Here is a 25,584-nt window from a genome sequence, read left to right as displayed (position 1 = left end):
TGCATGATTATAACGGCGGGTTGCCACCCAACGAATCGGAAAATCGATACTGGAAAAACTCTAGAGTGATGGCCAGTTATTGTTGGCCACTACAGGCCTGAAACTCCGATTTAATTGGCCGCCTTTCTGGCAGGTTAACAGCACCTTAAGTGAGTGCTACACTCAAATTCTGTTAACCAATCATGGAATGAAATCTTACGCTATGGATACAACAGAAGAATTGAATGGAACATACTATTTCAATGGGTTATCGAACCTGACGCCGCAGGAGTTGCCGTTTTGGGTTCTGATTGAGGAGACGGAAAAACAGTTAGGTGTACAAGATATTGTCGCCGTCTCGGCGCTGATACTTGGTAACAACAGTGTTGCCGTGCCGGGTAAACCCATCACGGCAACCCCCGGTACTTCTGTGGCCTCACTGTTTTTTCGCAAACATCTGTCCTATAAATTTCAGCGGCGCATCCTGCCAACCCTGACGGCAAAATCCCTGACCCTTCGCGGGTTGAAAATTTTCTGGGTTAACAACCTGGGCGCATTTGTGGGCAGAGCTGTGCCCGTCGTGTGATGGATTATTCTGGGCAAAGATGTTGCCCAAATCAGTTTCCGCACAGTCCATCGTTATAATCTTCTTGTGCACCCACAGGATAAAATCTGGTGAGTAATATGGCTGATAACGCAACAGAGGTAAGGGAATTTATCCGGCGTGAACTGCCATTGGTTACTACGTTCCTGCTAAAGAAAATCGAAATCAATGATGATGATATTTTGCAGGAACTGTATGAAGCCGATGATATAGCAGAAATGTCTCAGAAATTCTTGCGGGTGTTCAATGTGCAATCTGCGGGTTTTAATCTTACCTCATATTTTCCCTGGAACTCCCCTTCGTTTTTTTCCCGCAAGCCGGTTAATCAGGGCAAAAAGGCACTTACCCTGGCGATGTTTATTGAGTCTGCTAATGCGGGACGCTGGCTGTTCGGGTGACTGGCGTCAGGGCATATTCTCTGTCCGTTAGTCTTTCAACAAACCGCAACCGCCTGCACGGGCAATCTGAGCACACCCAATTCACGGAGTGCATCAGATGTCTGATTATCATCACGGTCTCCGGGTTGTCGAAATCAACGACGGCACGCGTACCATCTCCATCATCTCCACCGCCATCCTCGGGCTGGTCTGTACCGCCGAGGATGCGGATGCGATCGCGTTCCCGGTAAACACGCCGTTTTTGTTAATTAACGTACTTTCTGCCATCGGCAAGGCCAGTAAGAAAGGCACATTGGCTGCATCTTTGCAGGTGATTGCAGACCAGGTTATCCGGGCGCGCAGCTTGGATTTTCGCGGTACGCTGAATTCCCGCCGGGAGGTTTCCTATTACGACACTACCCTCGGCAGTGTGATAACGCAGATTGCTGAGCGTAAGAGTCTGAAACCCATGCTGGGGGATGGATTTGCGGCTCTGCCGGTCGCCCATATCATCAATGCCAGAACATTAATTGCAGCTGCGCTTTTAAAACCCATGAAAGCATTGTAGGGATGATCGTCTCGCCAGGCCCAACTAACAAGGTGCCAATTTTACGCATGACGAAAGACAGCCATCATTGCTTCACTAACAGGCCCGCGAAAGCGGTTTTTTTGTATCTGAATTCTGAAGGAATAAAGGCATGCGGCACTTTTGCGACACCGACTACCAGAAACAAAAAAGCCACCTTCTAAAAGGTGGCTTAATATCCTGATTTAACAGGGAAAATTCGGTGGCCCCAGCTGGACTTGAACCAGCGACCAAGCGATTATGAGAACCGTGACCCAACCATATAAAACAATAGCTTACGATGTATATCAATAACTTAAGTGTTGAATGTTATTGAATATTGTTGAGCCTTTGAGTTCTGGGGGGACAAAAAGGGGGCTTAATTCTCAAGGGGGTTCATTCTGATCGCTTCTTCAAGATGGTCAGGGGCAAAGTGCGAATAACGCATTGTCATTTTGATATCAGTATGTCCAAGTATTCGCTGTAATACCAAAATGTTCCCGCCATTCATCATGAAATGACTGGCGAAAGTATGACGTAAAACATGCGAAAGTTGTCCGTCTGGTAGTAACAAATCAGCGCGATGCACAGCTTTTCGGAATGCCGAATAGCAAGACGAAAAAAGCGGTCCGTTAAGTTTTGGGATCGGCAGTGAATCGTAAAGTGCTTGGCTAATAGGAACGGTACGGTTGCGATTACCTTTCGTTTTAAAGAATGAAATTCGTTTATTTGAAACCTGTTGTTTCGTCAAACTCTCAGCTTCGTTCCAACGTGCGCCAGTAGCAAGGCAAACCCTCGCCACGTGGTATGCACTGGGATTACGGCTGTTTAGACATTCTTCAAGAAGCCTTTTAATCGCATCGGCTTCCAGATAAATCAGTTCACTTTCTTCAGATTTGAAAGGTCGCATCTGCTCTAAAGGATTATCACCTTTCCAGTGGCCCAACCGCTTCAGTTCATTGAAGACCGCTCTAAAATAGGCTAACTCAAGGTTAACCGTCCGCGGCGAAACCTTCTCAACTCTGGTAGTACGCGATAGTTCGCCTGATAAACGTTTTTTTCGATAGACCGAAAACAGCGTGGCAGTGAATTCATGCGCTAAAGGCTCACCCATACTGCTACAAGCAAATTCCATCGCACCTTTACGTCTTTCACCATCATCAAGAGTAATGCCATGCTCGTCGAACCACTGATTGACCAAATCTTTTAGTTTCCGGCGATCTTCTTTTCCTTCAAGCCACGGTTTGACGTGAAGGTTTTCCACGACATGATTTTGATATGCCAGAGCCTCCCCTTTCGTGGAGAAGGTCTTACGAATGCGCTTACTGGGTCTACCTTTTGGCTTTCCTTCAGGATAAAAATCAAGAAGCCATTTTCCATCTGTTTGCTTTCGAATGGACATGATTTAGTTGGTAATTGTCATAATCACGCGACCAATAACTTCGATGTCTTTCAGTGCACAATCAAAAGAAATCTCACCACCGCTAACGCGTACTTTGTTAATTGGAATGCGAACAAGGTTTCTGATACTGATTTTACCTTCTACGTTTATCAGCCATTCGCCGTCATACACTTCGGGAAAACTTTGCTCAACAATGTACTGGGCTTTATCACACTGTATGCAAATCGGAGTAGAGGGGAGGTGCAGCCCTTCGCGGAAAAATGCTTTGTCTAAGGAGGTCAACCCAAGATCATAAAGCTGCCCATCAACAAGTTTTTTTCTTTTAAATTCGACTAAGTCTAGTTTTGTTGTTTTTTCAGTTTTGTTTTCGCCGGTTGCAAGCCATTCAAGTGTTGCACCAGTTTCCAAAGAGCACTGAACAACTATATCAGCAGGGAACACGCCACGCGTTCGCCTCGCAGACATGCTACTAGAGGCCATCTCCAAGTGGTCAGCCAGTTGGCCAGAGGTGGTAAATCCATATGCCTCACAAACACGATCCAGTACACCCGCGCTATCAGTAGGCAGCTTTGCATTTCGTTTTAGTTGCATAGTTAGGCTTGCAAACTCGATTTAATCGAGTTAACCTCCGTTTTGTTCACTAGATATTATCGAATATTGTTGAATGTTGCTGCATTCAACCGAATACGGGAGTTTGCCTTATGCGTCCAAACATTACAATCACGATCCCAACCCCATACCTGCCACTTGAAACCTATTGCACCCTCACCGGCATTGCATTAGGTACAGCACGCGACATGATTCGCGATGGCCGTTTACCAATTCGTGGCAAAGGTAACAAGCCTCGTGCTCGTGTTGAAGTCAACATGGCGGCACTTACTATCGAAGCATTAGGCGAAAGTAATATTTCGCTTAATGCGTAATTCATCCTAAGTGTTAGATAGGGACGAATCATGTTTGATTATCAGGTTTCCATACAACCGCACTTCGATAATGCCTGTCAGACCTTTGCCAGCCGCCACAACATCCGCCAACTGGCCGATAAGCTGGGGATGAATCATCAGACTTTGCGTAACAAACTGAATCCTGACCAGGTGCATCAGCTAACCGCAATGGAAATAGCTGCAATTACCGATATGACCGAAGACGCTACGTTGATAGACGGACTGCTGGCACAAATGAAATGTATGCCGGCAGTCCCTTTTAATGAGGCTAAAGCCGAGCGCATGACACATTACGTTTTGCAGGCAACATCGGAAATAGGGAAGGTGGCCGCTGCTGCTGTTTCAGGACAAAAAATGACTGCATCGGGTAAGAGTGCATTCATGGAAAATATTAACGCTGGTATTCGCTGCCTGTCTTTGATCGGTCTAAGCGTTCACGCCCGGGTACATTCAAACCCTGCTTTGGCAAACACCGTTGATGCAATCAGCGGTCTTGGTGCCTCAATCGGACTGAGTTGATTATATGACGACAATCTCAATGGCTTCCCTACTCAAACGTCGAAGCCCGTCGGCATCATACGGTCACGGCTGGATCATGGGGGAAGACGGTAAACGCTGGCATCCGGTGCTGAGTGAAAAGCAATCTGCCGTTAATGAACAAGTTAGAAAGAGAGGTAAGGCATGGCTATTGAAGCTGACTCCGCATTGGTTGCAATAAACACAGGCGCTAGGACTGCTGGCCTGAATCACGTAGCTGAATTGCGATCCAGATTTTGGGGAGAAAATAGCGAAAAAGACATTTCGCGCTTTATGGATGATATGCGTGATATCAGGGATAGCAATTATCAGGAAAACAAACGGGCGTTAAGCGCAATCTTTTATCTGGCGAACATTAAAACTGACCGCCATGAGCTTGATTTTAGTGAGCTGACCACTGATGAAAGAAATGCGCTTATTCGTGCCATGAATCATTTTCGTGCAGTTGTGAGTTTATTTCCTAAAAGATTAACTCTCACCAATTAAATAAGCCTCTTCAGTAAATGACGTCAACCCGTCGGGCATTCTTTCGCCCTTAATCAGGAAAAGTAAAATGAGAAATATTGAAACCCATAAATTCGACAGTGATGTAGAGGCGATGACCGCCTTGCTGAATAAAGCCCGTATTGAAGAGCGTAAAGACCGCGCAATGGCTGTTTCTGGCCGACTTATAGAACTGGCGGTTCATATTCATCAGCAGGGCTTAAGCGGCATTGAAGCTGCCGACCTGATCCGCCGTGAAGCCGAACGCTACGACAACGAATCAATGGAGCTGCACTAATGGCTGACTCAATGGATTTGGTACAGCTTCGCACCGAAGAAATGCTCGCGCGCAACATTGCTCAGGTGACTCACCGCCTGATTACGGTCAGTGCCTCTTTTTGTCAGGATTGCGACGCGCCCATCCCTGAAGCTCGCCGTCGTGCCATCCAGGGAGTAACCCGCTGTGTTGCCTGTCAGGAAATGACCGAACGTTACGCGCAGTATCAAAAAGGCGGGGCGGTTTAAGTATGGAAACGATTATTGATGGCCGTTACGCCGTTTCAGTGCATCAACCAAAACTGCCGGGTAAACCCCGGCTTCTTGCTTTACAAAAACTAACCTGGCGTGAAAGGGATGGTATCCGCAAACAGGTCTTTAACATCATGGCTCTCTATTCAGATCCGGTGATCCTTACCCGTGATTTGGTCTCTGACGCTATCGGGCAGGAAGTGCTGCGCAGGGGCATGAAAACCATCAGCAGCTATGTTGCAGAAACCCGCAGGCTGGCAGAGTTGACGGAACTGGCGCTTGCAGAGTTAGAAGCAACACATGACTGATACCGCGCTGAATCCGATACAGGGTGAATATCACGCCGTTAACCACATGCGGCGTGAATTTTTTGCACCTGGCGCACCGAAAGACATCACCCTGACCGAGCTAAAACTGTGGCATAAGGATGCCGCAGACCATAACTGGAGAAGCCAGTACCTGCACGACATGCCGGATTTTCTGGCCGGTTATTTTGGCAAGCGTTACGCCAAATTACTGGGAAATGAAAAACAGGGTCGCCGCCGGGCCAATACATTTTTACGCCAGACTATCGGCAAGAATGTATTGCCACGCCTGCAACTGGTTCAAAACCGTTACAAGCTTTCTGAATCCGCCACCTTCGAGCTGCCGTTTATTAAGCAGCTACAACGCCTGCCCATGCTGGCACGTCAGGACATCCGCGATTTGGCTTATAAAGTCGGCACGTTCATGACACAAAGCGTGGCTGACTTTACCACGGCTGTAGCCCTGCCCGATGACGCTGATGAAGAATACATTACCCTGAACGCTTACCGTTATATTGCTGAACTGACGGCGCTTACCGGTACTGTTCCGCCTTACTGGTCTGAATTCCAGGCGGGTAACGGCGTGCTTACCCTGCGTAAAGGTCAGTCCGGCCTGCTACGTATGATGGCGCCGGAATGGTGGCGCGGTCGCCTCAAAAAGATGCGTGACTTGCAGCGTGAGCACATGGCAATAGCAGTAGGGCAGGTGCAGAAATCTGCCTCGCCTTACGTGTCACGCAGCACGCTGGCCGAATGGATGGAACAGAAGAAACGCAACCGGGATTTCTTTAAGCGCTTCGATTTGATTAATGAGGCAGGGGATCGCATTGCGCTTGATGAAATGGTTAATCGCAGCGTGGCTAACCCGGCGATACGCCGACGTGAGTTAATGACCCGTATGCGTGGTTTTGAAGACGTTGCCAACGAAACCGGCTGCGTGGGCGAGTTCTATACGTTGACCGCACCTTCTAAATACCATGCGGTTTACAGCCAAGGCGGTTTTATCTCTCAGTGGAACGGCTCAAGCCCGAAAGATACGCAGCGTTATCTCTGCAAGGTCTGGTCAAAAATCCGCGCCGCGCTTTCCCGCGAAGGCATTCACCTGTTTGGTTTTCGTGTGGTCGAACCGCATCACGACGGTACACCGCACTGGCACATGCTGCTGTTTATGGAGCCTGAGCACAAACAACGCGTGTATGACATTATGGCCCGATATGCTCGTGCTGAAGATGCGCACGAGATGAACACGCCGGAATCACGCAAGGCACGTTTTCATGCCGAAGCTATCGACCCGACTAAGGGCAGCGCTACCGGCTACATCGCTAAGTACATTTCCAAGAACATTGACGGCTACGCTATGGACGGCGAAAAAGACGATGAAACTGGGGCAAATATGCGCGAAATGGCGAAAGCTGTTTCGGCCTGGGCATCGCGCTGGTCTATCCGTCAGTTTCAGCAAATCGGCGGTGCGCCTGTCACGGTATGGCGTGAACTGCGTCGCCTTAAAGATGCCAGCCTGCCAGACAGTAAAATGGATGCCGTGCTTGCGTCAGCTTCTGTTGCAAGCTGCTGGGCCTCTTACACCATGGCGCAGGGTGGCCCGCTGGTTAGTCGTGATGATTTAGTGATCCGCCTTTGCTACGAAATCACCGAAATGGGGAATGAATATGCTGAAGACGTCCAGCGCGTTAATGGTATTTACTCGCCTTTCATTGCTGGTTCTGAAGTTCTCACGCGTTTGGTTAAGTGGGAAAAGGTCGCCAAACTGGCCGATGCGCCAGCGGAGGCTGCTTTTCATAGCGGCTCTGCCGCCCCTTGGAGTTCTGTCAATAACTGTACGGGGCCGCAGCGCCGACGGTTAAAGTTAGAACTTAAAGCCAGGGGTTTTGAGGGTAGTGAGGAAGAAATCAGGCTACTGGTAAGCGGGTGTAGTTTGGACGCTGGTTCTAAAATGCGTCTTTTTTACCGGAGTGGGCGTCTACAGGAAGATGATCTGTGGAAGCAGTAACTTTTCTCGCTCAAAATTCAAATCACTCCCCGGCAAGTTTGCGTCCCAGCACTCGTGCGACATCATATTTGAGTTCGGCAGCTTTACTCTCACACATTCGAAGGGCGTTTGCCCACTGCGCGGTGGTTGGCTCTATAGTCATGTCCCTGGAAACCACGACCATGTATAAGCATCTCCCCGTCGCGCGTTCACCTGCAACGAGGCATGCAACTTTAGTTTGCCCGATAAGTTCAATGCACGCTTTCCTCATAACCTGTTGGTCCTCAAGATTTTTAGTGGATAATATGGGGCTGATTTCTCCCCTCATTTAGTAAAAAAACAATTCACAAATCAATAGAAAAATTATACTGTGTTTATGTACAGTGTTTTTGGTTCGGAGGGAAGAAATGGCAGATGATTTACAAGAACGAGTAATGATTGAGCGGGTTGAGCTTATCGCAAGACTAACCACGGAAGGGGTTTGTATGGAGCGTGACAGGGAAATAGCCCTGGCTTTAATTGCTGAAATCGCAAGCGATTGCACTTTAAGTAACCAAAATTTTTCGGTCATTTTTTCGACCGTACCTGCAAATTGAGAATCCTTTTAGGTGGCTGCGTGGATATTAAAAAAAAGTACCATTTGAATCTAAAGGTTCCTATGTTGAAACATTCCTCGTAGGGGCTGGTTTGTGATGTGATAGAGCTGGGATTAGCTCTTAAAACTTATAAAAAATTCAGAGAAAGACAATGCATGCAGTAGCTGCATGGATCCGCATGAAAAATTCATAGCAAAAAAAACATGACGGCACCAGGCAGGGTGCCGTTTTTATTGGTCATGCAGGTGCATAAAAAACGGTGCACGAAGCGGGCAGGCGTGGCGGGGATAGCATTGCGCGCGAGGTGTACAAACATGTATGCGTAGGCGCCGCGTGCTGCACCGAGACGGGCGATAGGGTATCGGCGCCATCACGCGTCAATCAAAGTAGTTAAGCCCTTAAAATCGATTTGAGAGCCTTTGCTGATTGCTTGCACAGGAGGGGGTTATTTTGTACAAATGATGCACATGAGCATTGGACCTAACACAGTATGGAGTGATTATGTTCGTTCCGAATTCAATCATTGCAAGTCGGCTTGCATCTGAAAATGTTGGGCTTTGGTTAGACTATGACCGAACCAGTCTAACTATTGGAATTATTGTCAAACTGCCTACGATGGCTATTAAATCAATTTTATTGGGTGCCCCTACAATCATTCACTTTGCAATGACTTCAGGTGATAACAATTATATGTCCTTAGGAATGTCCGTAAAAGATACAGATGATGTTCCATTAATTTTTGTTAGGCCGATTAAAGATGAGATTGAATCACCCGGGTTAATTCATCTTATAAATGAAAACTTCATTAGGATAAGCATTACTTTCTTCAATGACCTAAATCATAGCGTCGCTTATGGCGTTGTTTCGCTTGATGTTGAAATTATTCGTGAAGTTAAAGCATGGCTTTTAAATGGATTTAGACCTCCAGCCTCTTTTGCTTTACTAAATATATTAGCAGACTCTTTTTATTCAGAATTGGTTAAAAATTACATTTGCGATAAAAAGTGGCCTACTAAAGTTGTAAGTCAGATGATGGAAATAAATGAATTAAAGTCTTATCCGATGTCTGTATACGATAACCACCTTCCCAGTATGTATTATGATTTATCAGAAGGTAAGGATGGCAGCGAAGGGTATGTACAGGAGGAGATGATTGCACGTTCTCTGGTCAGTCTTTTTAGGGGGGATGTAATCCAATCTCCACTTATAATACATGGAAATAAAAAAAGAGAATTGACGGATGTTTTAGCCATTGATGACCTCAATGTTTTGTTGATTGAATCTAAAAGCTCGGGGGTTGTAGAGAGAGGGAAGTTGGTTTCATTCAGCAGGAGTAAAAGTACAACTAACCGATTACTTAAAGAGGCTCTGGGGCAGATAACAGGCGTAGCAAAAAAATGCTCGCTTGGGATTAAGCTCGTTGATTGCGAGAGGGAAGTAGAGATTAATGCAGGGCATAATAAACACATCATAATTATTATCCCTGAGCTTTCACTTGTCGAAGATGGTGAGCCTAATCAAAAAGTGCGTAAAATCTACGAAGCGACAGGTTGTAAAGTGCATGTGTTAGACATGCATGCGCTCATTAACTTTATTAAGCTATCGCGCAATCACCCTCCATTATTCTGGGACCAATTAGAGGATAGATTTACCTGCGCATATGATAATGAGACATTTAATATCCAAGATGTTGATTCGTCACTTCCAATGTGAAAAGCACCTGCCGATACAGGTGCCTCTATCTAGACCTCTAACGTGTAATTTTTGAATGATATTACGGGCTGACCAATCCAGTAATTGATTTCCTTCATTCGCTCTTGCAGTGGCGTCAGCTCATTGCGAACAAAAACCTGTGCAGCTTTCACCGCGTCGCCGAATCCGCCGGAGTTGTCCGGGATAATCCCCATCATCTGCGGCGGCACGCGGTGCGCGCTTAACAGGTCGTCGCGGCTGGCCTTCTTGATGTTAAAGAAATCGTCTTTTGTCGCCACTTCACTGAGCGGCAGGATCTTAATGCCATCCGGTTTACCGTTCGGCGCGTACATAAACAGGTTGCGGAAGTTGCCGATCCCTTTCGTGTCGCGCATCGCCTGGCGCATCCGGTCAACGTCGCTGCTGCTCTGCGCCGCGTCGGTCATGTAGAGAATGTAACCGGCGTGCGCGCCGTTCTGATAGTACTTGCGGCGGAATAGTGTCGCCGCCTCATTCAGCCATGCGGAATTTAGCGCGCTAAGGTATTCCGGCAGGCCGTACAGCTCCTGATTGATATCCGGCTCCAGCAGGTGAAACACGCTGTCGGCCGAAAATTCATGCGGTTCTTTCCAGTCATTCACAAACCAGTAAACGCCATCCTTCACGCCTCTGCGGGTAAATTTGGCCGGTGTGGTTTCAAGGCGCAGCGGCTTACCCAGGCCATTGCGGCGCAGCTCGGCAAAGGCATTGCCGAAGACCAGGTAATCAAGCGCAAACTTGCTGAACTCCTGCTGACTCATCATCGGGTGTGGGATAAAGGTCGAGGCCAGAATATTGCGCTTCACGTAAATCGGCGAGCTGTGATGCACGGCCGAGCGCAGGCTCTTAGCCAGCCCGCTAAAGCTGACCGGCGGCTCAAACCAGCGCCCGTTACCGATGCACTCGGCGTAATCCAGAATGTCGTGCTTATCCATGACCGGCGTCGGATCGCCAAAGGTAAACGCCTCGGCGTGCTGCTGCGGTGCGGTTGCCTGTACAGGCTGCGCGGTGGCGGTGTGAGCCTTGCGGCCTCTGCGTTTGCTCATCAGTAAAATTCCAGAATAGAGGGGTTAGCGCCGCCGCTGGCAGCGGTAAGCGGTTCGTTTAACAGGGCGTGCATGATTGCCCAGGCGACGTCAGCATGGCTGGCTTCTTCGCTGCGGCTCGCCTCATAGGTTGAGCGGTTGCCGCTGGCCGTCATGGTTTTGCGGATAGCCATAAACGACTGCGTGATATCCGTCGCCCCGGCGTCATACTCAAGGCGCCCGCTGCTGATCGTGTCTTTTGCCTTCAGTACCATTGTTGTTTTCACTTCCGGCGAGTATTTGATTTCACGCGCGGCCGGATAAAACTGGCGTACCAGCTGGTAAACACCCTGGCCGATGCCGGTCGCATCAACGCCGATATATTCCACGGTGTATTTTTTCGTTAAGTCCTCGATAGATTTCGCCTGCGCGGCAAAGTCCATGCCCCGCCACTGGTGACGCTCCAGTACGCGGAACTTTCCGCCCGCAACGAGCGGCGGCGCGATAACCGCACAGCCTGCGCTGTCGCCGGTATGCGACGGGTCATAGCCAATCCAGACCGGCCGGTATGCAAACGGGCGCGGCAGGTACGGGTTAAAGTCTTCCCACTCTTCCAGGCTGTCGATCATGCAGCTTTGCAGCTCAGCGAACGGGAACACGCTCGCCTCATCGTCCACAAACTCACACATCAGCAGGTTCTGATATTCCGCCGGGCTGTATTCAAGCTGCAGCTGGTCAATGTCGAACAGGTTGCAGCCGCCGGTAAGCGCATCCTCAACCGTGACAATCTGCCGCCACTGCCCGTCACCGCACAGCGCGCCTTTCGCCAGGTGAGAATGCGACAGGTCAATCTCGATGCGATCATCTTTGCTGCGACGCCCCTTGTTAAACAGCTCGCCTGACCAGAACGGATAAGCGCTGTGTGACAGGGCCGACGGCGTGGAAAAGTAGGTGGTGCGCCATTTCTTGTGCAGCGACATGCCGCTGGCGACTTTGCGCAGCTCCTGGAATTTCGGGATCCAGAAATATTCATCCAGATAGAGGTTGCCGGTGTAGCTCTGCGCGGTACGCACGTTCGTGCCGAGAAATATCAGGCGCGCCCCGTTCGGCAGCACGATGGGATCGCCTTTCAGGTCAACGTCAGCCTGGCGGGCGAAGTCGATGATGTAGTTTTTAAAGACGTGCGCCTGCGCTTTGCTGGCTGAAAGAAAAATCTGATTACGGCCGGTGGTCAGCGCATCGATCAGCGCCTCGCGGGCAAAGTAGAACGTTGCGCCAATCTGGCGCGACTTCAGGATATTGCGGATGCGGTGAGTCAGCCCGGCTTTATGCCAGTTGAGCTGATACTCAAAGCAGTTATCCATAAACACGCCGGTCAGCTTGTCTACCTGTTCCTCGCTGAACTCATTTTTAACAACCGGCTGGCGCTCGCCTTTGTTGCGGTTGCGCACGTTGGGGTTTAAGTCGGCCTCGTTGCCGCTGCTGCGGTAGCGCTCAACGCGGGCAAGGCGCTCAATCTGACGGCCGAGCGCGTCTATCTCTTTGTAATCACCATTCCCCTTTACCTCTTTCATGATGAGCTGGATCAGCCGGGCCTCCATGCTGGATTCCACGCGACTGATGGGCGCAACGTTGTCCCACGCGTCGCGCAGCTTCCAGCTCTGCACGGTTGGCGTTTTCTGTCCGAGCGTCTCCGCAATCTGGCGCACGGAATAACCCTGCCAGTAAAGCAGCGCGGCCTGACGGCGCGGATCGCTGATGATGGTTGTCGGTGTCGTTTTCATACCGGCAAGGCTACCGGTGCCGAAAATGGCGCGCCTGCTGTCCCTGTTTGCTGATGCATCAGCGGGCTGGCATTCGTTGAGGGATTGTGTGGCGACGGGGAAACTGGCCCCGAACCGACCCAACACCTGACCGGAGCCTGATTAATGGCAGCAATCAAAGCAAAGCGTTTTCGTATCGCAGTTGAAGGCGCAACCACTGACGGCCGTGTCATTTCCCGTGACTGGATTTCGCAGATGGCGAAAAACTACAGCCCGGAAATGTACGGCGCACGCATCAACATGGAGCACATCCGGGGCTATGCCGCTGACAGCACCTTCCGCCGCTTTGGCGACGTGACCGCCGTCGAGGCGGAAGAAATCGGCGAAGGCCCGCTCAAAGGCAAGCTGGCGCTATTTGGCTGGATTGATCCGACGCCTGAGCTGGTCGAGCTGACCAAAGCGCGCCAGAAAATCTACACCTCCATTGAAGTTAACCCTGAGTTCGCCGACACGGGCGAGGCGTATCTGGTCGGCCTTGCCGTCACCGACGACCCGGCAAGCCTCGGCACGGAGATTCTGAGCTTCAGCGCCACGGCCAAAGTTAATCCGCTGGCGTCACGCAAGCAGGATAAAGGCAACCTCTTTACCGCCGCTGAAGAAACCGTGATCGAGTTTGAAGAGATGGCCGAGCCGTCACCTTCACTGCTGGCGCGCATCTCGGCGATGTTCTCTGCCAAAAAGAAAACCGATGGCGAGCAGTTCGCCGACGTCAGCGCGGCGGTAACGGCCGTCGCTGAGCAGGTGCAGCTGAATGCGGAGAGCCAGACGCAGGAGCTGTCGGCACTGGAGCAATCCGTCAGCGCACGCCTTGAGGCTATCGAGCAGCAGGCCGGGGAAGACCGCGCCGCTTTCGCTGCGCTGCAGGGCCAGCTTTCGCAGACCGACGGCAGCTTTAACCGCCGCCCGGCGGCAACCGGCAGCGATCCGAAGTCCGGCGCGCAGACCGACTGCTAATCAGGCGTTGCCTGAACGTTAAAACCCAACACAGAGATAAACAGGAACGCCAATGCGCAAGAATACCCGCTTTAAGTTTAACCAGTTCATGACCCGCCTTGCTGAGCTGAACGGCGTCGAAACCGACGACATGAACAAAAAGTTTACCGTTGAGCCGACGGTCACGCAGACCCTGATGAACCGCGTGCAGGAGTCTTCCGACTTCCTGACCCGCATCAACATCGTGCCGGTGTCCGAAATGAAGGGCGAGAAAATCGGGATCGGTGTGTCCGGCTCGATTGCCAGCGTGACCGACACGGCAGGTGGCGACGAGCGCGAAACCGCTGATTTTGCCGCGCTGGATAAGCAGGGTTACGAGTGTGTGCAGGTCAACTACGACTTTCATATCCGCTATAACACCCTCGACCTGTGGGCGCGCTATGAAGATTTTCAGGCCCGTCTGCGTGACGCCATCGTGAAGCGCCAGGCGCTTGACCGCATCATGATCGGCTTCAACGGCGTTACACGCGCCAAAACCTCGAACCGCGCCAAGAATCCGATGCTGCAGGACGTGGCCGTAGGCTGGCTGCAGAAGTACCGCAACGATGCACCGGCGCGCGTGATGAGCAAAATCACCGACGAAAACGGCACCGTCATTTCTGAAAAAATCCGCGTCGGCAAAAACGGTGATTATGCCAACCTCGATGCGCTGGTGATGGATGCCACCAACACCCTGATCGAGCCGTGGTATCAGGAAGACCCGGAGCTGGTTGTCATCGTGGGCCGTCAGCTGCTGGCTGACAAGTACTTCCCGATCGTCAACCAGTCGCAGGCCAATACCGAGCAGCTGGCCGCTGACGTCATTATCAGTCAGAAACGCATCGGCGGTCTGCCAGCGGTGCGAGTGCCGTACTTCCCGGCCGACGCCATGTTTATTACCCGCACCGATAACCTGTCGATTTACTGGCAGGAAGGCACGCACCGCCGCCTGATTGACGAAGTGCCGAAGCGCGACCGCATCGAAAACTACGAGTCCATTAACGAGGACTACGTGATCGAGGATTACGCGGCCGGTTGCCTGGTCGAAAACATCGAAGTCGGCGAGTTCGCTGCACCTGCTGCCACAACGCAGGAAGCAGCGGCAGAAAGCGGCGCTGCTGGCACCGTAAAAACGGAGGCGTAACGCATGTTAAGCCCTGCCCGACGTCACCGCATGCGCCAGCAGGCTATAGAAGCCTCGCAGAGCGCCGACAACCCGCTGCGCCACGCCAGCGGCTATGAGCAGATGCTCATCAAGCTGAACGACGACAAGCGCCGCCTGAAGAAAGTGCACTCGAACGAGCGCAAGGCGGAAATGAAGCGTCAGCTGCTGCCTGAGTACCTGCCGTGGGTATCCGGCGTGCTGGAGAAAGGCAAAGGCGCACAGGATGCCGTGCTGATGACCGTCATGATCTGGCGGCTTGATGCGGGCGACGTGCCCGGCGCGCTGGAGATTGCCCGGTACGCGCTGGAACATGGCCTTGTGTCGCCAGACGGCTTTAAGCGCGCCAGCCTGCCTTACCTGCTGGCCGAGGAAGTCGCCAGCGCGGCAACGCGCGCCTGGACGGCAAAAGCGCCGGTCGATATCGATCCGCTGCTGGCAACCATTGCGATGACGGAATCCGAAGACATGCCCGATCAGGTGCGCGCCAAGCTGCACAAGATAACCGGGTATGTGCTTCGCGATGCGGGCAGGGCTTCGGAGGCGATGACCCACCTTGCAAGGGCGCATCAGCTGCACGACGGCTGCGGCGTCAAAAAAGACATTGAGCGGCTGGGAACGGCGATGAAAAAACAGGCCATCGCCCGCCGCTGACCGAACGCGACCCCGCGCACGGGCGGCAGGACGGCAACGCACTTTCAGTGTCTGCGTCGTCCTCCACCGCCCACCTATTTCAAAGGCCGATTATGAATAACACGGTTGTTATCCCCGCCCCGCGACCGGCAGATGCTGCCGAGCCGCCGGTAAAGAATACGTTTTTCTGGCCTGACGTTGACCTGCAGCAGCTGCGCGATTCACTGCGCTATGAGGGAACGGTCACGGCGCAGCGCCTGCGCCTTGCCGTGAAGACGGCGATTTCAGAAGTTAACGCCGAGCTGTACGACTGGCGCGCCGCGCAGATGGCGGCGGGCTTTAAGGCGCTGGCCGACGTGCCTGCGGAATCGCTGGACGGCGAGAGCGAAAAGATTACGGCCTACCTTGCCGCCGTCAGTGCGCTGACCGCCGCCACCATCGTTGAGCGCTATCGCGGCTATGACGCCAGCGGCACAAAAAAAGCGGGCGAAATCGAGGCGAGCGCCGACGAGTACTGGCGCGACGCGCGATTCAGTATCAGCCGCATTGCCGGTAAGCCTAGCTGCATTGTGGATCTGCTCTGATGAACATTTATGCACAGCAGGGCGATACCGTTGACGAAATCTGCCAGCGCTATTACGGGCGAACCGGGCAGGCCGTCGAGCTGGTATATGCGGCTAATCCGGGCCTTGCCGAAAGCGGGCCGGTGCTGCCGCACGGCTGTGAGGTCACGCTGCCCGATCTGCCTGAATCTTCAGCAGGTGAAACCGTCAACCTGTGGGACTAAAAATGGAAAAAATCAGCTCTGTGATCAACTACCTGATTGGCCTCATCCTGATGTGGTTCGGGCGTCATACGCCACAGGACATCGCCTTTATGGTCGGTTCCGGCGTGGCTGTTATCACGCTTATCACTAACGTGGCGACGTTCTTTGTCAACTGGCATTACCGCCGTAAAACCTACGAGCTGCAGCGCCTGCGGGGGGTGAGCCTTGAGCCAGACCGTTAAGCGCTGCGCCGTGGTGGCCGTGCTGGCAATTGCCGCGCTGCTGCCACAGTTCAAAACCCTGAAAACGTCCGAGGCCGGACTGGCGCTCATCGCCAACGCTGAGGGGTGCCGCACCTCGCCCTATCAGTGCAGCGCCGGAGTCTGGACGAACGGCATCGGTCATACCGAGGGCGTGACGCCGCAAAGCGAGATCAGCGAGCGACAGGCGGCGGTTAATCTGGTGTATGACGTGATGCGCGTCGAGCGCGGGATCGATGCCTGTATGCGCAGCGATATGCCGCAGCCGGTCTATGACACGGCCGTGTCATTCGCCTTCAACGTCGGTGTGCGCGCGGCCTGCAGCTCGACCTTTGCCCGGTATATCCGGCTGCAGCACTGGCGTGATGCCTGTAACGAGCTGCGGCGCTGGATATTCGTTAAGGGCGTGAGAAATCGCGGGCTGGAGAACCGCCGCGCGAATGAGACAGCCTACTGCCTGCGGGGTGTGTCATGACGCGCCTGATAGCGCTGCTTCTGGCCGTGGCTCTGCTGGCGCTGGGCGTAACCGGCTGGCAGTGGAAGGACGCAAAAGACGACCTGACCAGCGCACAGCGCATTATCGGCACGCTGTCGGCCGGTATCGAGAGCCGCGACAGGGAGATAGCCAGGCTGGATGCCGATGTGAGGGCCAGCCAGAAGCGTGAGGCCGAGCTGCGGCTGATGCAGGGGCGCGCCAGCACGGCCGCGCTTAACCGTGAAATGATCATACAGAGAGAAACCGATGCAAATCCGATACTGCGTGACTGGTCTGCTGCTGCTCTGCCTGACGATGTTATCCGGCTGCACGCCCGTCCGGCCTTCGCCAGCGCCAGAGATTATCTGGATTGGGTGTCCGCGCGTGACAAGCTGCCCGGTGCCGGGAAACAGCCTTAAAACGGCGGGCGATCTGGCGGCGGATAATCGCCAGCTTGAGGCCGCTCTCGCTGCATGCGGGCTGCAGGTCGAAATAATCAAAGACTGCCAGGAACAACACGATGCTGAAACCCCAACAACTGCGCCAGGCGCTGACAGACAGCGTGCCGGAGCTGCAGCGAAACCCTGACGCGCTCAATGTGTTTATCGACAGCGGGCGCATCGTCTCGACGCTTGCCAGCTCGCTGTCGTTTGAATACCAGTACCGACTCAACATGGTCATTACCGATTACGCCGGGAATATCGACCTGCTGATCGTGCCGCTGCTGGCATGGCTGCGTACAAATGAACCCGACATTATGGCAACCGAGGAAAAGCGCCAGACGGGCTTTACCTTCCAGGCAGACGTTATCAGCGACACGGCCAGCGATATCAGTATCGAGCTGCAGCTGAGCGAGCGCGTGATCGTGAAGCGGGCCGACGACGGGCTGCACGTGACGCACGTCGGTGAGAACCCGCTGCCGGAGAATGACGCGCGGCCGGTGCAGCTTTACGTTAAGGGCGAGCTGGTCAGCGAGTTGCAGACATGAGAGAGCTGCAGCTGGTAAATGACCGGCTGGAGGCGCTTATCAGCAGCCTGTCAGCCCCGGCGCGTAAAGAGATGGCGCGAACCATCGCGAAGAAGCTGCGCGCGAGTCAGCAGCAGAATATCAAACGCCAGCAGGCACCAGACGGCACGCCCTTTAAGCCTCGCAAAACGCAGCCGGTGCGCAGCAAAAAGGGCCGGATAAAGCGCGAGATGTTTGCAAAGCTGCGCACGGCTAAGTACATGAAGACGCAGGCCAGCCCGAATGAGGCCGTAATCGAGTTTGCGGGCAACGTGCAGCGCATGGCCCGCGTGCATCATTACGGGCTGCGCGACAGGCCGTCACGCAAAGGCAAAGAAGTGCAGTATGAGGCCAGACCTCTGTTAGGCGTTACAACGAAGGAAGCTGAATTAATATTAGAAGTGGTAATTTTCTCTCTTGTCTAGAAATCGCTTTTACCTTGCCCACATTTTTTGCCCTTCTTAAAAAGAATATTACTTTTGTTAAGATAAATTAAAGTAATGAGGAAGGCTGCCGATATACTGATTCGTATAGTTAAAAGCCTTGTTCGTACCTTTTGTGTATAGAGATTGTCCTAATTATTTTTTGAGGCCTATTGCGTGGGGGCATAGATCAAGTACACTTCGTTCAACTTAATCGGGTTGCATTTTCAGCTATGCAAGTGATAGGGAAAACCAGATTTTGATTGAATGTCCCAAGCGATACAATCCGGTAACTAGATGAAAATGTTAAATTTAGTTCCTTATTCTGCAGCAAATGATTCAGCTACCTCCTTTGAAGCTTTTGGTTCTCACGGAACGTGTATGTCTCGTGCTATATCCATAAGCAATAGCGGTTTCAACTTGAGCGCTGGCGGCAGGAGAGGCTCAGGAGCCTACTTTTGGTATGCCAAAAGAGCAAAATGCCGTTATGCCTACTCGCTTGCAGAGGCTTGGTACAAAAATTCGTTTAGACGTAATGACTATTCTAAAGACGATGATCCTACTGGAGCAGTCATTTGGGGCAGTGTTTCGGCTCCTAACTCAGAGGTTTTAGATCTTGAGTCGGCGTATTTCAGAGACACTTTAAGAGAAGCATTGACGCACCATTGGTCTACAATCAGTAGCAAAGACCAACCTGAAAAAGAAAAACTAGTTAGTCAGATACATGAGCTGCTGATTAGGAAAACACATGATGTTACGCCTGTGAGTATCGTATTGGCGACTGTGCAACAACCACCAAAGATGTCTGATGAGTTGCTGCTGTACGTAGGTCACCCTTTTGCGATAATAATCAGGAATTTAAGTTGTTTAGAAATAGACAGCGAAATTGAGGGGATACCCGCATGAACCATGAAATGAAAGCAGCATTGAACAATGCCTTAAGCGAGATTCTATCTTTGACTCCCGAGCAATTGCTGGCTGAAGCTGGCAAAATCGAGTCTGGAGACGTTTATGAGTTTTTCATGGGGTCTCGTAAATTTGCCGATTTTGACGTGAGCGAATTGGAGCCACTTCAACTGCATTTTTCTGAAACCATGCCAGAAAAGACAGTCATGCATTTCTTTGCAACTGAAGTGCAAAGCCTGTCGAAAGGTAAAAAAAGCCTAGCTCAAGCTGGGTACGCATTGGCGGCATAAATTAATGGCACAAAAACCGTACAAGCTGCATGCAACGCAGTTAAAAGCGTTACAAGTGTTTAAGTTAGGAATCGAAGTTCACGATCCAAATGTTGCTCTTAGCGATAGCTTTGAACTGGGTGAGTTCACTATTGAAAATGGTCATTCTGAATTCAATGCTGATGCTAGTAGTATCAATGTAAGAATGAGAGTTAGAGCTGGCCATTTCGCAATTGATGACGACAATTCTGCTGAAAAAAATGATGAATTTTCAGGTCAAGCTCTGTCGCTCATTGTAGAGGTAGGTGGCATCTTTAGTATCGATCTTGAACAGTTTCCATCAGAACACATTTATGATTGGGCTGAAAAAAACGCTCCTTTAGTGTTATACCCATATCTACGCGAGCAGGTTTATGGTTTAAGCACTAGAGTAGGCATTAAGCCAGTACTACTACCGCTTTTAGAAGTACCTACCATGAAATTCGTTAAAAAATAAGCCCACGTATGTGGGCTTTTTTTTTGCAAAACAGCTAAAAATCAATCTTTTCCCCCTCTCTTCTGAACCAACTTAATTCCTCTGTTCGTTCACATACCAGCAAGCCAACCTCAGTTGAGCATTAGTTCGATTTTAATCATTCTTAACTAATGAATGAGCAAATTTCTGAAATCCAGCGCCTGCTGCGCAATCTAATCCGGATAGGAACCGTGTCGGCCGTCAATCTTGACGGAGGGCTATGTCGTGTCGATACGGGAAAAAATACAACCAACTGGCTGCACTGGCTGACTGCCCGTGCCGGGCGTACACGTTCATGGAATGCGCCTTCTGTCGGTGAACAGGTGCTTGTCCTGTGCCTGGGTGGCGAGCTGGATACCGGCTTTGTGTTGCCAGGCGTGTACTCTGACGAAAACCCCGCCCCGTCTGCATCAGCCGATGCCCTGCACTGGTCATTCCCGGACGGCGCGGTGATCGAGTATGAACCTGAAACCAGCGCACTGAAGGCGACCGGTATCAAGACCGCGACCATTCAGGCGGCGGTAAAAATCCTGCTGGATGCGCCAGAGGTTGAATGTACCGCCTTGCTGAAAACCGCCACGCTGGAAGTGACCGAAGGCGGCACGATGGCGGGCGACATTAAGCACAGCGGCGGCGGCTTCAGCTCTAACGGCGTAATCGTCCATTCCCATAAACACGACGGCGTGAAGTCCGGCACCGAACTGTCAGGAGGGCCGAAGGCATGACCGTGAAATATATCGGCATGAACCGGGATACCGGCGAGGCCATTACCGATATTGAGCATATTCGCCAGTCGGTGCGCGACGTTCTCCTGACGCCGGTCGGCACCAGGGTAATGCGTCGCAGCTATGGCTCGTTGCTGTCGGCGCTAATTGACCAGCCTCAAAACGAGGCGCTGCGCCTGCAAATTATGTCGGCCTGCTATATGGCGATCCTGCAATGGGAACCCCGCATAAAACTGACCGGCATCAGTTACGAATCCGCGTTTGACGGCGGCATGGTGGTTGAAATCACCGGCACCCGCAGTGATAACGCGCAGGACTTTTCACTAACCATTCCCGTGAGCTGAGACTATGGCAACTATTGACCTGAGCCAGCTACCCGCACCCGATGTGGTGGAAGCGCTGGACTATGAAACCCTGCTGGCCGAACGCAAAGCCACGCTGATATCGCTTTACCCGGCTGAGCAACAGGATGCGGTCGCCCGCACGCTGGCACTGGAATCTGATCCGGTGGTTAAGCTTCTGCAGGAAAACGCTTACCGCGAGGTGATCCTGCGCCAGCGCGTTAACGAGGCGGCTAAGGCCGTCATGGTGGCTTATTCACTGGCAGATGATTTAGACCAGCTCGGGGCAAACAACGGCGTAACCCGCCTGACCCTGACGGCGGCGGATGAAACGACCTTACCGCCGACCGACGCCGTGATGGAAAGCGACGATGATTACCGCGTGCGCATCGCTGCCGCCTTTGAAGGGCTAAGCGTGGCCGGGCCTTCAGGGGCTTACGAGTATCACGCAAAAAGTGCCGACGGGCGCGTGGCCGATGCGTCGGCGATCAGCCCTTCCCCGGCCTGTGTCACCATTACCGTGCTGGCGCGTGAGGGCAACGGTCAGGCTCCTGCTGACCTGCTGGCCGTGGTGGATGCGGCGCTTAACGATGAGGACGTGCGCCCTGTTTCCGACCGGGTGACGGTGCAGTCAGCTGAAATCATCGAATACAGTATTGACGCCACGCTTTACCTGTATCCGGGACCAGAGGCTGAACCCATCCGCGCCGCATCAGAGGCAAAGCTTGCCGCCTTTATCACTGCGCAGGCCAGACTTGGCCGGGATATCCGCAAATCAGCCTTATATGCCGCCCTGCACGTTGAAGGGGTGCAGAGGGTTGAGCTGGCCGCGCCTGTCGCCGATGTGGTGCTGGACAAGACGCAGGCCGCTTACTGCACCGGCTACAGTATTACGTTAGGGGGATCGGATGAGTGATCGCCTGCTGCCGGTCGGTTCGTCAGTGCTGGAAGTGGCAGCTGCTGAGGCGTGCGCAAAGATTGACGAAATCCCGGTTCCACTGCGCAGGCTGTGGAACGCGAAAACTTGCCCGCTTGCGCTGCTGCCCTATCTGGCGTGGGCGTGGTCGGTAGACCGCTGGGACCAGAGCTGGTCCGAGTCCACCAAGCGCAGCGTTGTTGCCGCATCGGAATATGTCCACCGCCATAAAGGCACCATCGGCTCGCTGCGTCGTGTGGTTGAGCCGCTGGGCTACCTCATCCGCATTGTTGAGTGGTGGCAGACAAACGATGAGCCAGGCACGTTTCGTCTTGATGTGGGCGTGCTGGATACCGGCATTACAGAAGAAATGTACAACGAGCTTGAGCGCCTGATTGCGGATGCCAAGCCATGCAGTCGCCACCTCATCGGGCTGTCAATCAACCTTGACGCCAGCGGCGCGCTGCCCGTTGCCGCCGCCTGCTACAGCGGCGACGAGCTGACCGTTTACCCCTATATCCCTGAAATCATCACCGTGAGCGGGCCGGGCTTTACCGGCGCGGCGGTGCATCTTATTGACCTGACGGAAGTGAGCACATGACAACAAAATATTTTGCCCTGCTGACGAGCCAGGGCGCGGCAAAGCTTGCCAATTCCGCCGCGCTGGGCACGAAAGTGCAGATTACCGAAATGGCCGTAGGTGATGGTGGCGGCACGCTGCCGACGCCTGACGCGGCACAAACCAAACTTGTCGGGGAGAAACGCCGCGCTTCGCTCAACTCACTGACGGTTGACGCGGCGAACAGCAGCCAGATTATCGCCGAGCAGATTATCCCGGAAAGCGAAGGCGGTTTCTGGATCCGCGAAATCGGGCTGTTTGATGCTGACGGCGTGATGATTGCCGTTGCCAACTGTGCGGAAACCTACAAGCCGCAGTTACAGGAGGGCAGCGGCCGCACGCAGACCGTGCGCATGATTTTAATTGTGAACAGCACGGCCGCAGTCACGCTGAAGATTGACCCTTCCGTGGTGCTGGCAACCCGGAAATATGTTGAAGACGCGGTGATCGAGGTTAAGGTTTATGCCGACAAGGCGCTGGCTGCGCACGTTGCCGCCGCCAATCCGCACAAGCAATACCTCATGACGGCAAGCGCGCTGGCAGAGATTAAGGATGCCGGGCTTGTTGCTGACGCGCTGAAAAACCTCGGCCTGGGTGAAGCCGGTAAGCATGAGGTTGCGGCAGCGGCTGATATGACGGCTGGCGGGGATAAGCTGCCTACCGTTGCTGCCGTTATGAGCCTCTTCAGCAAACGCGCCTTTACAGGCTATGACTATATCCGCATTCCCGACGTTCCCGGCGGGCTGATTATTCAGTGGGGATCGCTCAACCTGCAGAACGGCGCGGGACAGGTAACTTTTCCCGTAGCGTTTACCAAAGCGGTGATCCGGGTGCTGGCCGGTGACATCAGCAGCGCATCCTGGAATTCAAGTAACTTTACCGTATTTGGCCCGGCAAATCCGACGCTCACCGGCGTGGGCATTCGTGCGGTCACGCTTTCAGGGACAACCTTTGTTCAGGGCATAACCGGCAGTCAGTGGCTGGCAATAGGATATTAAGGGGCAATCATGACGAAGTTTTACAGTGCATCAACAGGCGGTTTTTATTCCTCAGAGATCCACGGCAGCGACATGCCGGGAGATGCGGTAGGTATCTCTGACGGGGTATGGCAGAAGATGTGTGACGGCCAGGCGGAAGGAAAGATTATTATCGCTGACGCAGGAGGCAAACCGACTCTTGCCGAACCACCTGAACCCACAAAAGACGAGCAGATCGCAACGGCTGAAGATGAAAAAAAAGTACTTCGCGCAAATGCCGATTACATCATAGAGCCGCTAAATGATGCCAATGAGCTGGGTATTGCGACGGACAGTGAGAAAGCGCTGCTGAGTCAGTGGAAAACCTATCGCGTGAAGCTTAACCGCGTGGCGACCGATACCGCGCCTGATATTAGCTGGCCGGAAAAACCCGCCTCGTAAAGTCATGCTGGCCGGACAGGCTTTTGTCCGGTCATTCTTCAGCAAACCGCAACCGCATGCATCGCCCCGCCCGAGCGGGCAATCTGAGCACACCCAATTCACGGAGTGCATCAGATGTCTGATTATCATCACGGTGTCCGGGTCGTCGAAATCAACGACGGCACGCGCACCATTTCCACCGTCTCCACCGCCATCGTCGGGCTGGTCTGTACCGCCGAGGATGCGGATGCGACCGCGTTCCCGTTAAACACGCCCGTTTTGTTAACTAACGTACTGTCTGCCATCGGCAAGGCCGGTAAGAAAGGCACGCTGGGAGCATCTTTGCAGGCGATTGCTGACCAGGCTAAACCCGTCACCGTCGTGGTACGCGTGGCTGAAGGGGCGACCGATGCGGAAACCATCTCCAATATAATCGGCACCACTGACGAAAACGGCCAGTACACCGGCATGAAGGCGCTGCTGAGTGCGCAGACCCAACTCGACGTTAAGCCGCGCATTCTCGGCGTGCCGGGCCTCGACTCGCTGGAGGTTGCGACCGCGCTTGCCAGTATTGCGCAGCAGCTGCGCGCCTTCGCCTACGTTTGCGCGTGGGGCTGTAAAACCATTTCGGACGCCATGAAGTATCGCGAGAACTTCAACCAGCGCGAGCTGATGGTTATCTGGCCGGACTTTATCGCATGGAGCACCACCGCCAACGCCTCAGAAACCGCCTACGCCAACGCGCGTGCGCTGGGCCTGCGCGCCAAAATCGACAACGACACCGGCTGGCATAAAACCCTGTCGAACGTTGGCGTTAACGGCGTGACCGGCATTTCTGCCGGGGTGTTCTGGGATTTGCAACAGACCGGCACCGATGCCGACCTGTTGAATCAGGCCTGTGTGACCACGCTTATCCGTAAAGATGGTTTTCGTTTCTGGGGAAACCGTACCTGTAGCGACGATCCGCTTTTTGCGTTTGAAAACTACACCCGCACCGCGCAGGTGCTGGCCGACACGATGGCAGAGGCGCACATGTGGGCCGTTGACAAGCCGCTGACGCCGGTACTGGTGCGCGAGATTATCGCGGGCATTAACGCCAAATTCCGCGAACTGGTTAACGCCGGTTATCTGCTGGGCGCGTCCTGCTGGTATGACGAAGCCGCCAATGATAAAGACACCCTGAAGGCGGGCAAGCTCTTTATTGATTATGACTACACGCCGGTGCCGCCGCTGGAAGACCTGACGCTGCGCCAGCGCATCACCGATACCTATCTGGCGAACTTCGCCGCGTCCGTTAACAGCTGAGGACTGAACA

At 52.9% G+C, this 25,584-nt stretch carries 37 protein-coding genes and 2 pseudogenes; 35 read left to right on the top strand and 4 right to left on the bottom strand.

The genetic code is table 11. The annotated features are described in order from the left end of the window. Window positions 1–202 precede the first annotated feature (202 nt). The 4 genes and pseudogenes from AC1UKS_RS19355 to AC1UKS_RS19340 all read left to right on the top strand — a co-directional run bounded on the left by AC1UKS_RS19355 (window position 203) and on the right by AC1UKS_RS19340 (window position 1,710). Window positions 203–658, top strand: a pseudogene (locus tag AC1UKS_RS19355) (STM2901 family protein). Window positions 659–663: 5 nt separating this feature from the next. Beyond that, on the top strand, window positions 664–981 hold the full coding sequence (locus tag AC1UKS_RS19350; RefSeq protein ID WP_482434897.1) for a DUF1493 family protein: 318 nt from the start codon (window positions 664–666) through the stop codon (window positions 979–981). Between the two features lie 97 nt (window positions 982–1,078). Continuing rightward, window positions 1,079–1,306 (top strand): annotated as a pseudogene (locus AC1UKS_RS19345) (phage tail protein); the annotation flags it as partial. 137 nt (window positions 1,307–1,443) lie between these two features. Next, window positions 1,444–1,710 carry an ogr/Delta-like zinc finger family protein gene (locus AC1UKS_RS19340; RefSeq protein WP_482437049.1) on the top strand — a complete coding sequence of 89 codons (267 nt, stop codon included), beginning with the start codon at window positions 1,444–1,446 and terminating at the stop codon, window positions 1,708–1,710. A gap of 194 nt (window positions 1,711–1,904) precedes the next feature. Here AC1UKS_RS19340 and AC1UKS_RS19335 read toward each other — a convergent pair whose 3' ends face one another. Both AC1UKS_RS19335 and AC1UKS_RS19330 read right to left on the bottom strand, forming a co-directional pair. Further along, window positions 1,905–2,927 carry a phage integrase gene (locus tag AC1UKS_RS19335; protein ID WP_482434896.1) on the bottom strand — a complete coding sequence of 341 codons (1,023 nt, stop codon included), beginning with the start codon at window positions 2,925–2,927 and terminating at the stop codon, window positions 1,905–1,907. Between the two features lie 3 nt (window positions 2,928–2,930). Continuing rightward, window positions 2,931–3,518, bottom strand: coding sequence for a phage repressor protein CI (locus AC1UKS_RS19330; RefSeq protein ID WP_482434895.1), 588 nt, complete (start codon window positions 3,516–3,518; stop codon window positions 2,931–2,933). Window positions 3,519–3,628: 110 nt separating this feature from the next. Between AC1UKS_RS19330 and AC1UKS_RS19325 the strand changes: the two genes are divergently transcribed. The 10 genes from AC1UKS_RS19325 (at window position 3,629) to AC1UKS_RS19280 (ending at window position 10,020) form a co-directional block, all read left to right on the top strand. Further along, the gene (locus AC1UKS_RS19325) at window positions 3,629–3,850 is read left to right on the top strand and encodes a regulator (RefSeq protein ID WP_482434894.1); all 222 of its coding nucleotides are present in this window, start codon (window positions 3,629–3,631) and stop codon (window positions 3,848–3,850) included. A gap of 30 nt (window positions 3,851–3,880) precedes the next feature. Beyond that, window positions 3,881–4,390, top strand: coding sequence for a phage regulatory CII family protein (locus AC1UKS_RS19320; protein ID WP_482434893.1), 510 nt, complete (start codon window positions 3,881–3,883; stop codon window positions 4,388–4,390). Window positions 4,391–4,394: 4 nt separating this feature from the next. Beyond that, window positions 4,395–4,589 (top strand): phage filamentation protein Fil family protein, encoded by a 195-nt coding sequence (locus AC1UKS_RS19315; protein ID WP_482434892.1) that lies wholly within the window; start codon window positions 4,395–4,397, stop codon window positions 4,587–4,589. Next, a complete protein-coding gene (locus AC1UKS_RS19310; RefSeq protein ID WP_482434890.1) occupies window positions 4,553–4,894 on the top strand; it encodes a DUF5347 domain-containing protein in 342 nt (113 codons plus the stop codon). The genes AC1UKS_RS19315 and AC1UKS_RS19310 overlap by 37 nt, the downstream gene beginning before the upstream one ends. A 67-nt stretch (window positions 4,895–4,961) precedes the next feature. Further along, on the top strand, window positions 4,962–5,189 hold the full coding sequence (locus AC1UKS_RS19305) for a DUF2732 family protein (protein WP_482434889.1): 228 nt from the start codon (window positions 4,962–4,964) through the stop codon (window positions 5,187–5,189). Further along, window positions 5,189–5,416 carry a TraR/DksA C4-type zinc finger protein gene (locus AC1UKS_RS19300; protein WP_482434888.1) on the top strand — a complete coding sequence of 76 codons (228 nt, stop codon included), beginning with the start codon at window positions 5,189–5,191 and terminating at the stop codon, window positions 5,414–5,416. Before AC1UKS_RS19305 ends, AC1UKS_RS19300 begins: the two co-directional genes overlap by 1 nt. A 2-nt stretch (window positions 5,417–5,418) precedes the next feature. After that, on the top strand, window positions 5,419–5,727 hold the full coding sequence (locus AC1UKS_RS19295) for a DUF5405 family protein (protein ID WP_482434886.1): 309 nt from the start codon (window positions 5,419–5,421) through the stop codon (window positions 5,725–5,727). Continuing rightward, window positions 5,720–7,732 carry a replication endonuclease gene (locus tag AC1UKS_RS19290; protein ID WP_482434884.1) on the top strand — a complete coding sequence of 671 codons (2,013 nt, stop codon included), beginning with the start codon at window positions 5,720–5,722 and terminating at the stop codon, window positions 7,730–7,732. The genes AC1UKS_RS19295 and AC1UKS_RS19290 overlap by 8 nt, the downstream gene beginning before the upstream one ends. Before the next feature lie 386 nt (window positions 7,733–8,118). Next, window positions 8,119–8,307 carry a hypothetical protein gene (locus tag AC1UKS_RS19285; protein ID WP_482434883.1) on the top strand — a complete coding sequence of 63 codons (189 nt, stop codon included), beginning with the start codon at window positions 8,119–8,121 and terminating at the stop codon, window positions 8,305–8,307. Window positions 8,308–8,808: 501 nt separating this feature from the next. Next, window positions 8,809–10,020: a hypothetical protein gene (locus tag AC1UKS_RS19280; protein WP_482434882.1), complete on the top strand. Its 1,212-nt coding sequence runs from the start codon at window positions 8,809–8,811 to the stop codon at window positions 10,018–10,020. Between the two features lie 29 nt (window positions 10,021–10,049). Here the strand turns inward: AC1UKS_RS19280 and AC1UKS_RS19275 are convergent, their stop codons facing one another. Together AC1UKS_RS19275 and AC1UKS_RS19270 are read right to left on the bottom strand one after the other, a co-directional pair. Further along, window positions 10,050–11,084 carry a phage portal protein gene (locus AC1UKS_RS19275; protein WP_482434881.1) on the bottom strand — a complete coding sequence of 345 codons (1,035 nt, stop codon included), beginning with the start codon at window positions 11,082–11,084 and terminating at the stop codon, window positions 10,050–10,052. Next, complete coding sequence (locus tag AC1UKS_RS19270; protein ID WP_425033372.1) at window positions 11,084–12,847, bottom strand: terminase ATPase subunit family protein; 1,764 nt, start codon at window positions 12,845–12,847, stop codon at window positions 11,084–11,086. Before AC1UKS_RS19270 ends, AC1UKS_RS19275 begins: the two co-directional genes overlap by 1 nt. Window positions 12,848–12,991: 144 nt before the next feature. Between AC1UKS_RS19270 and AC1UKS_RS19265 the strand changes: the two genes are divergently transcribed. The 21 genes from AC1UKS_RS19265 (at window position 12,992) to AC1UKS_RS19165 (ending at window position 25,574) form a co-directional block, all read left to right on the top strand. Further along, entirely contained in the window at window positions 12,992–13,840 is an 849-nt protein-coding gene (locus tag AC1UKS_RS19265; RefSeq protein ID WP_031592808.1) for a GPO family capsid scaffolding protein, read from the top strand. A gap of 52 nt (window positions 13,841–13,892) precedes the next feature. Continuing rightward, on the top strand, window positions 13,893–15,002 hold the full coding sequence (locus AC1UKS_RS19260; protein ID WP_482434879.1) for a phage major capsid protein, P2 family: 1,110 nt from the start codon (window positions 13,893–13,895) through the stop codon (window positions 15,000–15,002). Window positions 15,003–15,005: 3 nt separating this feature from the next. After that, window positions 15,006–15,674, top strand: coding sequence for a phage terminase small subunit (locus AC1UKS_RS19255; protein ID WP_425033370.1), 669 nt, complete (start codon window positions 15,006–15,008; stop codon window positions 15,672–15,674). Between the two features lie 92 nt (window positions 15,675–15,766). Next, on the top strand, window positions 15,767–16,237 hold the full coding sequence (locus AC1UKS_RS19250; protein WP_482434878.1) for a head completion/stabilization protein: 471 nt from the start codon (window positions 15,767–15,769) through the stop codon (window positions 16,235–16,237). Next, a complete protein-coding gene (locus AC1UKS_RS19245; RefSeq protein WP_052270561.1) occupies window positions 16,237–16,440 on the top strand; it encodes a tail protein X in 204 nt (67 codons plus the stop codon). The genes AC1UKS_RS19250 and AC1UKS_RS19245 overlap by 1 nt, the downstream gene beginning before the upstream one ends. Window positions 16,441–16,442: 2 nt before the next feature. Continuing rightward, window positions 16,443–16,661 carry an HP1 family phage holin gene (locus tag AC1UKS_RS19240; RefSeq protein ID WP_482434876.1) on the top strand — a complete coding sequence of 73 codons (219 nt, stop codon included), beginning with the start codon at window positions 16,443–16,445 and terminating at the stop codon, window positions 16,659–16,661. Next, window positions 16,645–17,154, top strand: coding sequence for a lysozyme (locus AC1UKS_RS19235; protein WP_482434874.1), 510 nt, complete (start codon window positions 16,645–16,647; stop codon window positions 17,152–17,154). The genes AC1UKS_RS19240 and AC1UKS_RS19235 overlap by 17 nt, the downstream gene beginning before the upstream one ends. After that, complete coding sequence (lysB, locus tag AC1UKS_RS19230; protein ID WP_482434873.1) at window positions 17,151–17,573, top strand: Rz-like lysis system protein LysB; 423 nt, start codon at window positions 17,151–17,153, stop codon at window positions 17,571–17,573. Before AC1UKS_RS19235 ends, lysB begins: the two co-directional genes overlap by 4 nt. Next, window positions 17,470–17,742, top strand: a complete 273-nt coding sequence (gene lysC, locus AC1UKS_RS19225; RefSeq protein WP_266105119.1) for an Rz1-like lysis system protein LysC — start codon at window positions 17,470–17,472, stop codon at window positions 17,740–17,742. Before lysB ends, lysC begins: the two co-directional genes overlap by 104 nt. Continuing rightward, complete coding sequence (locus AC1UKS_RS19220) at window positions 17,675–18,142, top strand: phage tail protein (protein WP_482434871.1); 468 nt, start codon at window positions 17,675–17,677, stop codon at window positions 18,140–18,142. Before lysC ends, AC1UKS_RS19220 begins: the two co-directional genes overlap by 68 nt. Further along, complete coding sequence (locus AC1UKS_RS19215; protein WP_482434870.1) at window positions 18,139–18,585, top strand: phage virion morphogenesis protein; 447 nt, start codon at window positions 18,139–18,141, stop codon at window positions 18,583–18,585. Before AC1UKS_RS19220 ends, AC1UKS_RS19215 begins: the two co-directional genes overlap by 4 nt. Window positions 18,586–18,879: 294 nt before the next feature. After that, the gene (locus AC1UKS_RS19210; protein WP_425033368.1) at window positions 18,880–19,488 is read left to right on the top strand and encodes a hypothetical protein; all 609 of its coding nucleotides are present in this window, start codon (window positions 18,880–18,882) and stop codon (window positions 19,486–19,488) included. Continuing rightward, window positions 19,485–19,778, top strand: a complete 294-nt coding sequence (locus AC1UKS_RS19205; RefSeq protein WP_425033367.1) for a hypothetical protein — start codon at window positions 19,485–19,487, stop codon at window positions 19,776–19,778. Before AC1UKS_RS19210 ends, AC1UKS_RS19205 begins: the two co-directional genes overlap by 4 nt. Before the next feature lie 4 nt (window positions 19,779–19,782). Further along, window positions 19,783–20,253, top strand: coding sequence for a hypothetical protein (locus AC1UKS_RS19200; RefSeq protein WP_425033366.1), 471 nt, complete (start codon window positions 19,783–19,785; stop codon window positions 20,251–20,253). A 149-nt stretch (window positions 20,254–20,402) separates the two neighbouring features. Continuing rightward, window positions 20,403–20,996, top strand: coding sequence for a phage baseplate assembly protein V (locus AC1UKS_RS19195; protein WP_482434869.1), 594 nt, complete (start codon window positions 20,403–20,405; stop codon window positions 20,994–20,996). After that, window positions 20,993–21,340 (top strand): GPW/gp25 family protein, encoded by a 348-nt coding sequence (locus tag AC1UKS_RS19190; RefSeq protein WP_482434868.1) that lies wholly within the window; start codon window positions 20,993–20,995, stop codon window positions 21,338–21,340. Before AC1UKS_RS19195 ends, AC1UKS_RS19190 begins: the two co-directional genes overlap by 4 nt. A gap of 4 nt (window positions 21,341–21,344) precedes the next feature. Beyond that, a complete protein-coding gene (locus tag AC1UKS_RS19185; protein WP_482434867.1) occupies window positions 21,345–22,253 on the top strand; it encodes a baseplate assembly protein in 909 nt (302 codons plus the stop codon). Next, window positions 22,246–22,854: a phage tail protein I gene (locus tag AC1UKS_RS19180; RefSeq protein ID WP_482434866.1), complete on the top strand. Its 609-nt coding sequence runs from the start codon at window positions 22,246–22,248 to the stop codon at window positions 22,852–22,854. The genes AC1UKS_RS19185 and AC1UKS_RS19180 overlap by 8 nt, the downstream gene beginning before the upstream one ends. After that, on the top strand, window positions 22,851–23,870 hold the full coding sequence (locus AC1UKS_RS19175) for a phage tail protein (RefSeq protein WP_482434865.1): 1,020 nt from the start codon (window positions 22,851–22,853) through the stop codon (window positions 23,868–23,870). Before AC1UKS_RS19180 ends, AC1UKS_RS19175 begins: the two co-directional genes overlap by 4 nt. A 9-nt stretch (window positions 23,871–23,879) precedes the next feature. After that, window positions 23,880–24,290 (top strand): tail fiber assembly protein, encoded by a 411-nt coding sequence (locus tag AC1UKS_RS19170; RefSeq protein WP_482434864.1) that lies wholly within the window; start codon window positions 23,880–23,882, stop codon window positions 24,288–24,290. 114 nt (window positions 24,291–24,404) lie between these two features. After that, a complete protein-coding gene (locus AC1UKS_RS19165; RefSeq protein ID WP_482434863.1) occupies window positions 24,405–25,574 on the top strand; it encodes a phage tail sheath protein in 1,170 nt (389 codons plus the stop codon). The last annotated feature ends 10 nt before the right edge of the window (window positions 25,575–25,584 follow it).

The sequence above is a fragment of the Erwinia sp. AK-PDG3-5 genome (genome assembly GCF_056821705.1).
This window is presented reverse-complemented; position numbering and strand designations above follow the sequence as displayed.

Bases quoted from the DNA above. Each gene is read 5' to 3' on its own strand.
- AC1UKS_RS19240 (WP_482434876.1), top strand. From the start codon at position 16,443: ATGGAAAAAATCAGCTCTGTGATCAACTACCTGATTGGCCTCATCCTG.
- AC1UKS_RS19165 (WP_482434863.1), top strand. From the start codon at position 24,405: ATGTCTGATTATCATCACGGTGTCCGGGTCGTCGAAATCAACGACGGC.
- AC1UKS_RS19260 (WP_482434879.1), top strand. From the start codon at position 13,893: ATGCGCAAGAATACCCGCTTTAAGTTTAACCAGTTCATGACCCGCCTT.
- AC1UKS_RS19250 (WP_482434878.1), top strand. From the start codon at position 15,767: ATGAATAACACGGTTGTTATCCCCGCCCCGCGACCGGCAGATGCTGCC.
- AC1UKS_RS19190 (WP_482434868.1), top strand. From the start codon at position 20,993: ATGACCGTGAAATATATCGGCATGAACCGGGATACCGGCGAGGCCATT.
- AC1UKS_RS19195 (WP_482434869.1), top strand. From the start codon at position 20,403: ATGAATGAGCAAATTTCTGAAATCCAGCGCCTGCTGCGCAATCTAATC.
- AC1UKS_RS19300 (WP_482434888.1), top strand. From the start codon at position 5,189: ATGGCTGACTCAATGGATTTGGTACAGCTTCGCACCGAAGAAATGCTC.
- AC1UKS_RS19280 (WP_482434882.1), top strand. From the start codon at position 8,809: ATGTTCGTTCCGAATTCAATCATTGCAAGTCGGCTTGCATCTGAAAAT.
- AC1UKS_RS19210 (WP_425033368.1), top strand. From the start codon at position 18,880: ATGAAAATGTTAAATTTAGTTCCTTATTCTGCAGCAAATGATTCAGCT.
- AC1UKS_RS19325 (WP_482434894.1), top strand. From the start codon at position 3,629: ATGCGTCCAAACATTACAATCACGATCCCAACCCCATACCTGCCACTT.
- AC1UKS_RS19305 (WP_482434889.1), top strand. From the start codon at position 4,962: ATGAGAAATATTGAAACCCATAAATTCGACAGTGATGTAGAGGCGATG.
- AC1UKS_RS19245 (WP_052270561.1), top strand. From the start codon at position 16,237: ATGAACATTTATGCACAGCAGGGCGATACCGTTGACGAAATCTGCCAG.
- AC1UKS_RS19185 (WP_482434867.1), top strand. From the start codon at position 21,345: ATGGCAACTATTGACCTGAGCCAGCTACCCGCACCCGATGTGGTGGAA.
- AC1UKS_RS19295 (WP_482434886.1), top strand. From the start codon at position 5,419: ATGGAAACGATTATTGATGGCCGTTACGCCGTTTCAGTGCATCAACCA.
- AC1UKS_RS19315 (WP_482434892.1), top strand. From the start codon at position 4,395: ATGACGACAATCTCAATGGCTTCCCTACTCAAACGTCGAAGCCCGTCG.
- AC1UKS_RS19180 (WP_482434866.1), top strand. From the start codon at position 22,246: ATGAGTGATCGCCTGCTGCCGGTCGGTTCGTCAGTGCTGGAAGTGGCA.
- AC1UKS_RS19275 (WP_482434881.1), bottom strand. From the start codon at position 11,084: ATGAGCAAACGCAGAGGCCGCAAGGCTCACACCGCCACCGCGCAGCCT.
- AC1UKS_RS19285 (WP_482434883.1), top strand. From the start codon at position 8,119: ATGGCAGATGATTTACAAGAACGAGTAATGATTGAGCGGGTTGAGCTT.
- AC1UKS_RS19270 (WP_425033372.1), bottom strand. From the start codon at position 12,847: ATGAAAACGACACCGACAACCATCATCAGCGATCCGCGCCGTCAGGCC.
- AC1UKS_RS19200 (WP_425033366.1), top strand. From the start codon at position 19,783: ATGGCACAAAAACCGTACAAGCTGCATGCAACGCAGTTAAAAGCGTTA.
- AC1UKS_RS19320 (WP_482434893.1), top strand. From the start codon at position 3,881: ATGTTTGATTATCAGGTTTCCATACAACCGCACTTCGATAATGCCTGT.
- AC1UKS_RS19255 (WP_425033370.1), top strand. From the start codon at position 15,006: ATGTTAAGCCCTGCCCGACGTCACCGCATGCGCCAGCAGGCTATAGAA.
- AC1UKS_RS19265 (WP_031592808.1), top strand. From the start codon at position 12,992: ATGGCAGCAATCAAAGCAAAGCGTTTTCGTATCGCAGTTGAAGGCGCA.
- AC1UKS_RS19175 (WP_482434865.1), top strand. From the start codon at position 22,851: ATGACAACAAAATATTTTGCCCTGCTGACGAGCCAGGGCGCGGCAAAG.
- AC1UKS_RS19215 (WP_482434870.1), top strand. From the start codon at position 18,139: ATGAGAGAGCTGCAGCTGGTAAATGACCGGCTGGAGGCGCTTATCAGC.
- AC1UKS_RS19350 (WP_482434897.1), top strand. From the start codon at position 664: ATGGCTGATAACGCAACAGAGGTAAGGGAATTTATCCGGCGTGAACTG.
- lysC (WP_266105119.1), top strand. From the start codon at position 17,470: ATGTTATCCGGCTGCACGCCCGTCCGGCCTTCGCCAGCGCCAGAGATT.
- AC1UKS_RS19220 (WP_482434871.1), top strand. From the start codon at position 17,675: ATGCTGAAACCCCAACAACTGCGCCAGGCGCTGACAGACAGCGTGCCG.
- AC1UKS_RS19170 (WP_482434864.1), top strand. From the start codon at position 23,880: ATGACGAAGTTTTACAGTGCATCAACAGGCGGTTTTTATTCCTCAGAG.
- lysB (WP_482434873.1), top strand. From the start codon at position 17,151: ATGACGCGCCTGATAGCGCTGCTTCTGGCCGTGGCTCTGCTGGCGCTG.
- AC1UKS_RS19205 (WP_425033367.1), top strand. From the start codon at position 19,485: ATGAACCATGAAATGAAAGCAGCATTGAACAATGCCTTAAGCGAGATT.
- AC1UKS_RS19290 (WP_482434884.1), top strand. From the start codon at position 5,720: ATGACTGATACCGCGCTGAATCCGATACAGGGTGAATATCACGCCGTT.
- AC1UKS_RS19335 (WP_482434896.1), bottom strand. From the start codon at position 2,927: ATGTCCATTCGAAAGCAAACAGATGGAAAATGGCTTCTTGATTTTTAT.
- AC1UKS_RS19330 (WP_482434895.1), bottom strand. From the start codon at position 3,518: ATGCAACTAAAACGAAATGCAAAGCTGCCTACTGATAGCGCGGGTGTA.
- AC1UKS_RS19310 (WP_482434890.1), top strand. From the start codon at position 4,553: ATGGCTATTGAAGCTGACTCCGCATTGGTTGCAATAAACACAGGCGCT.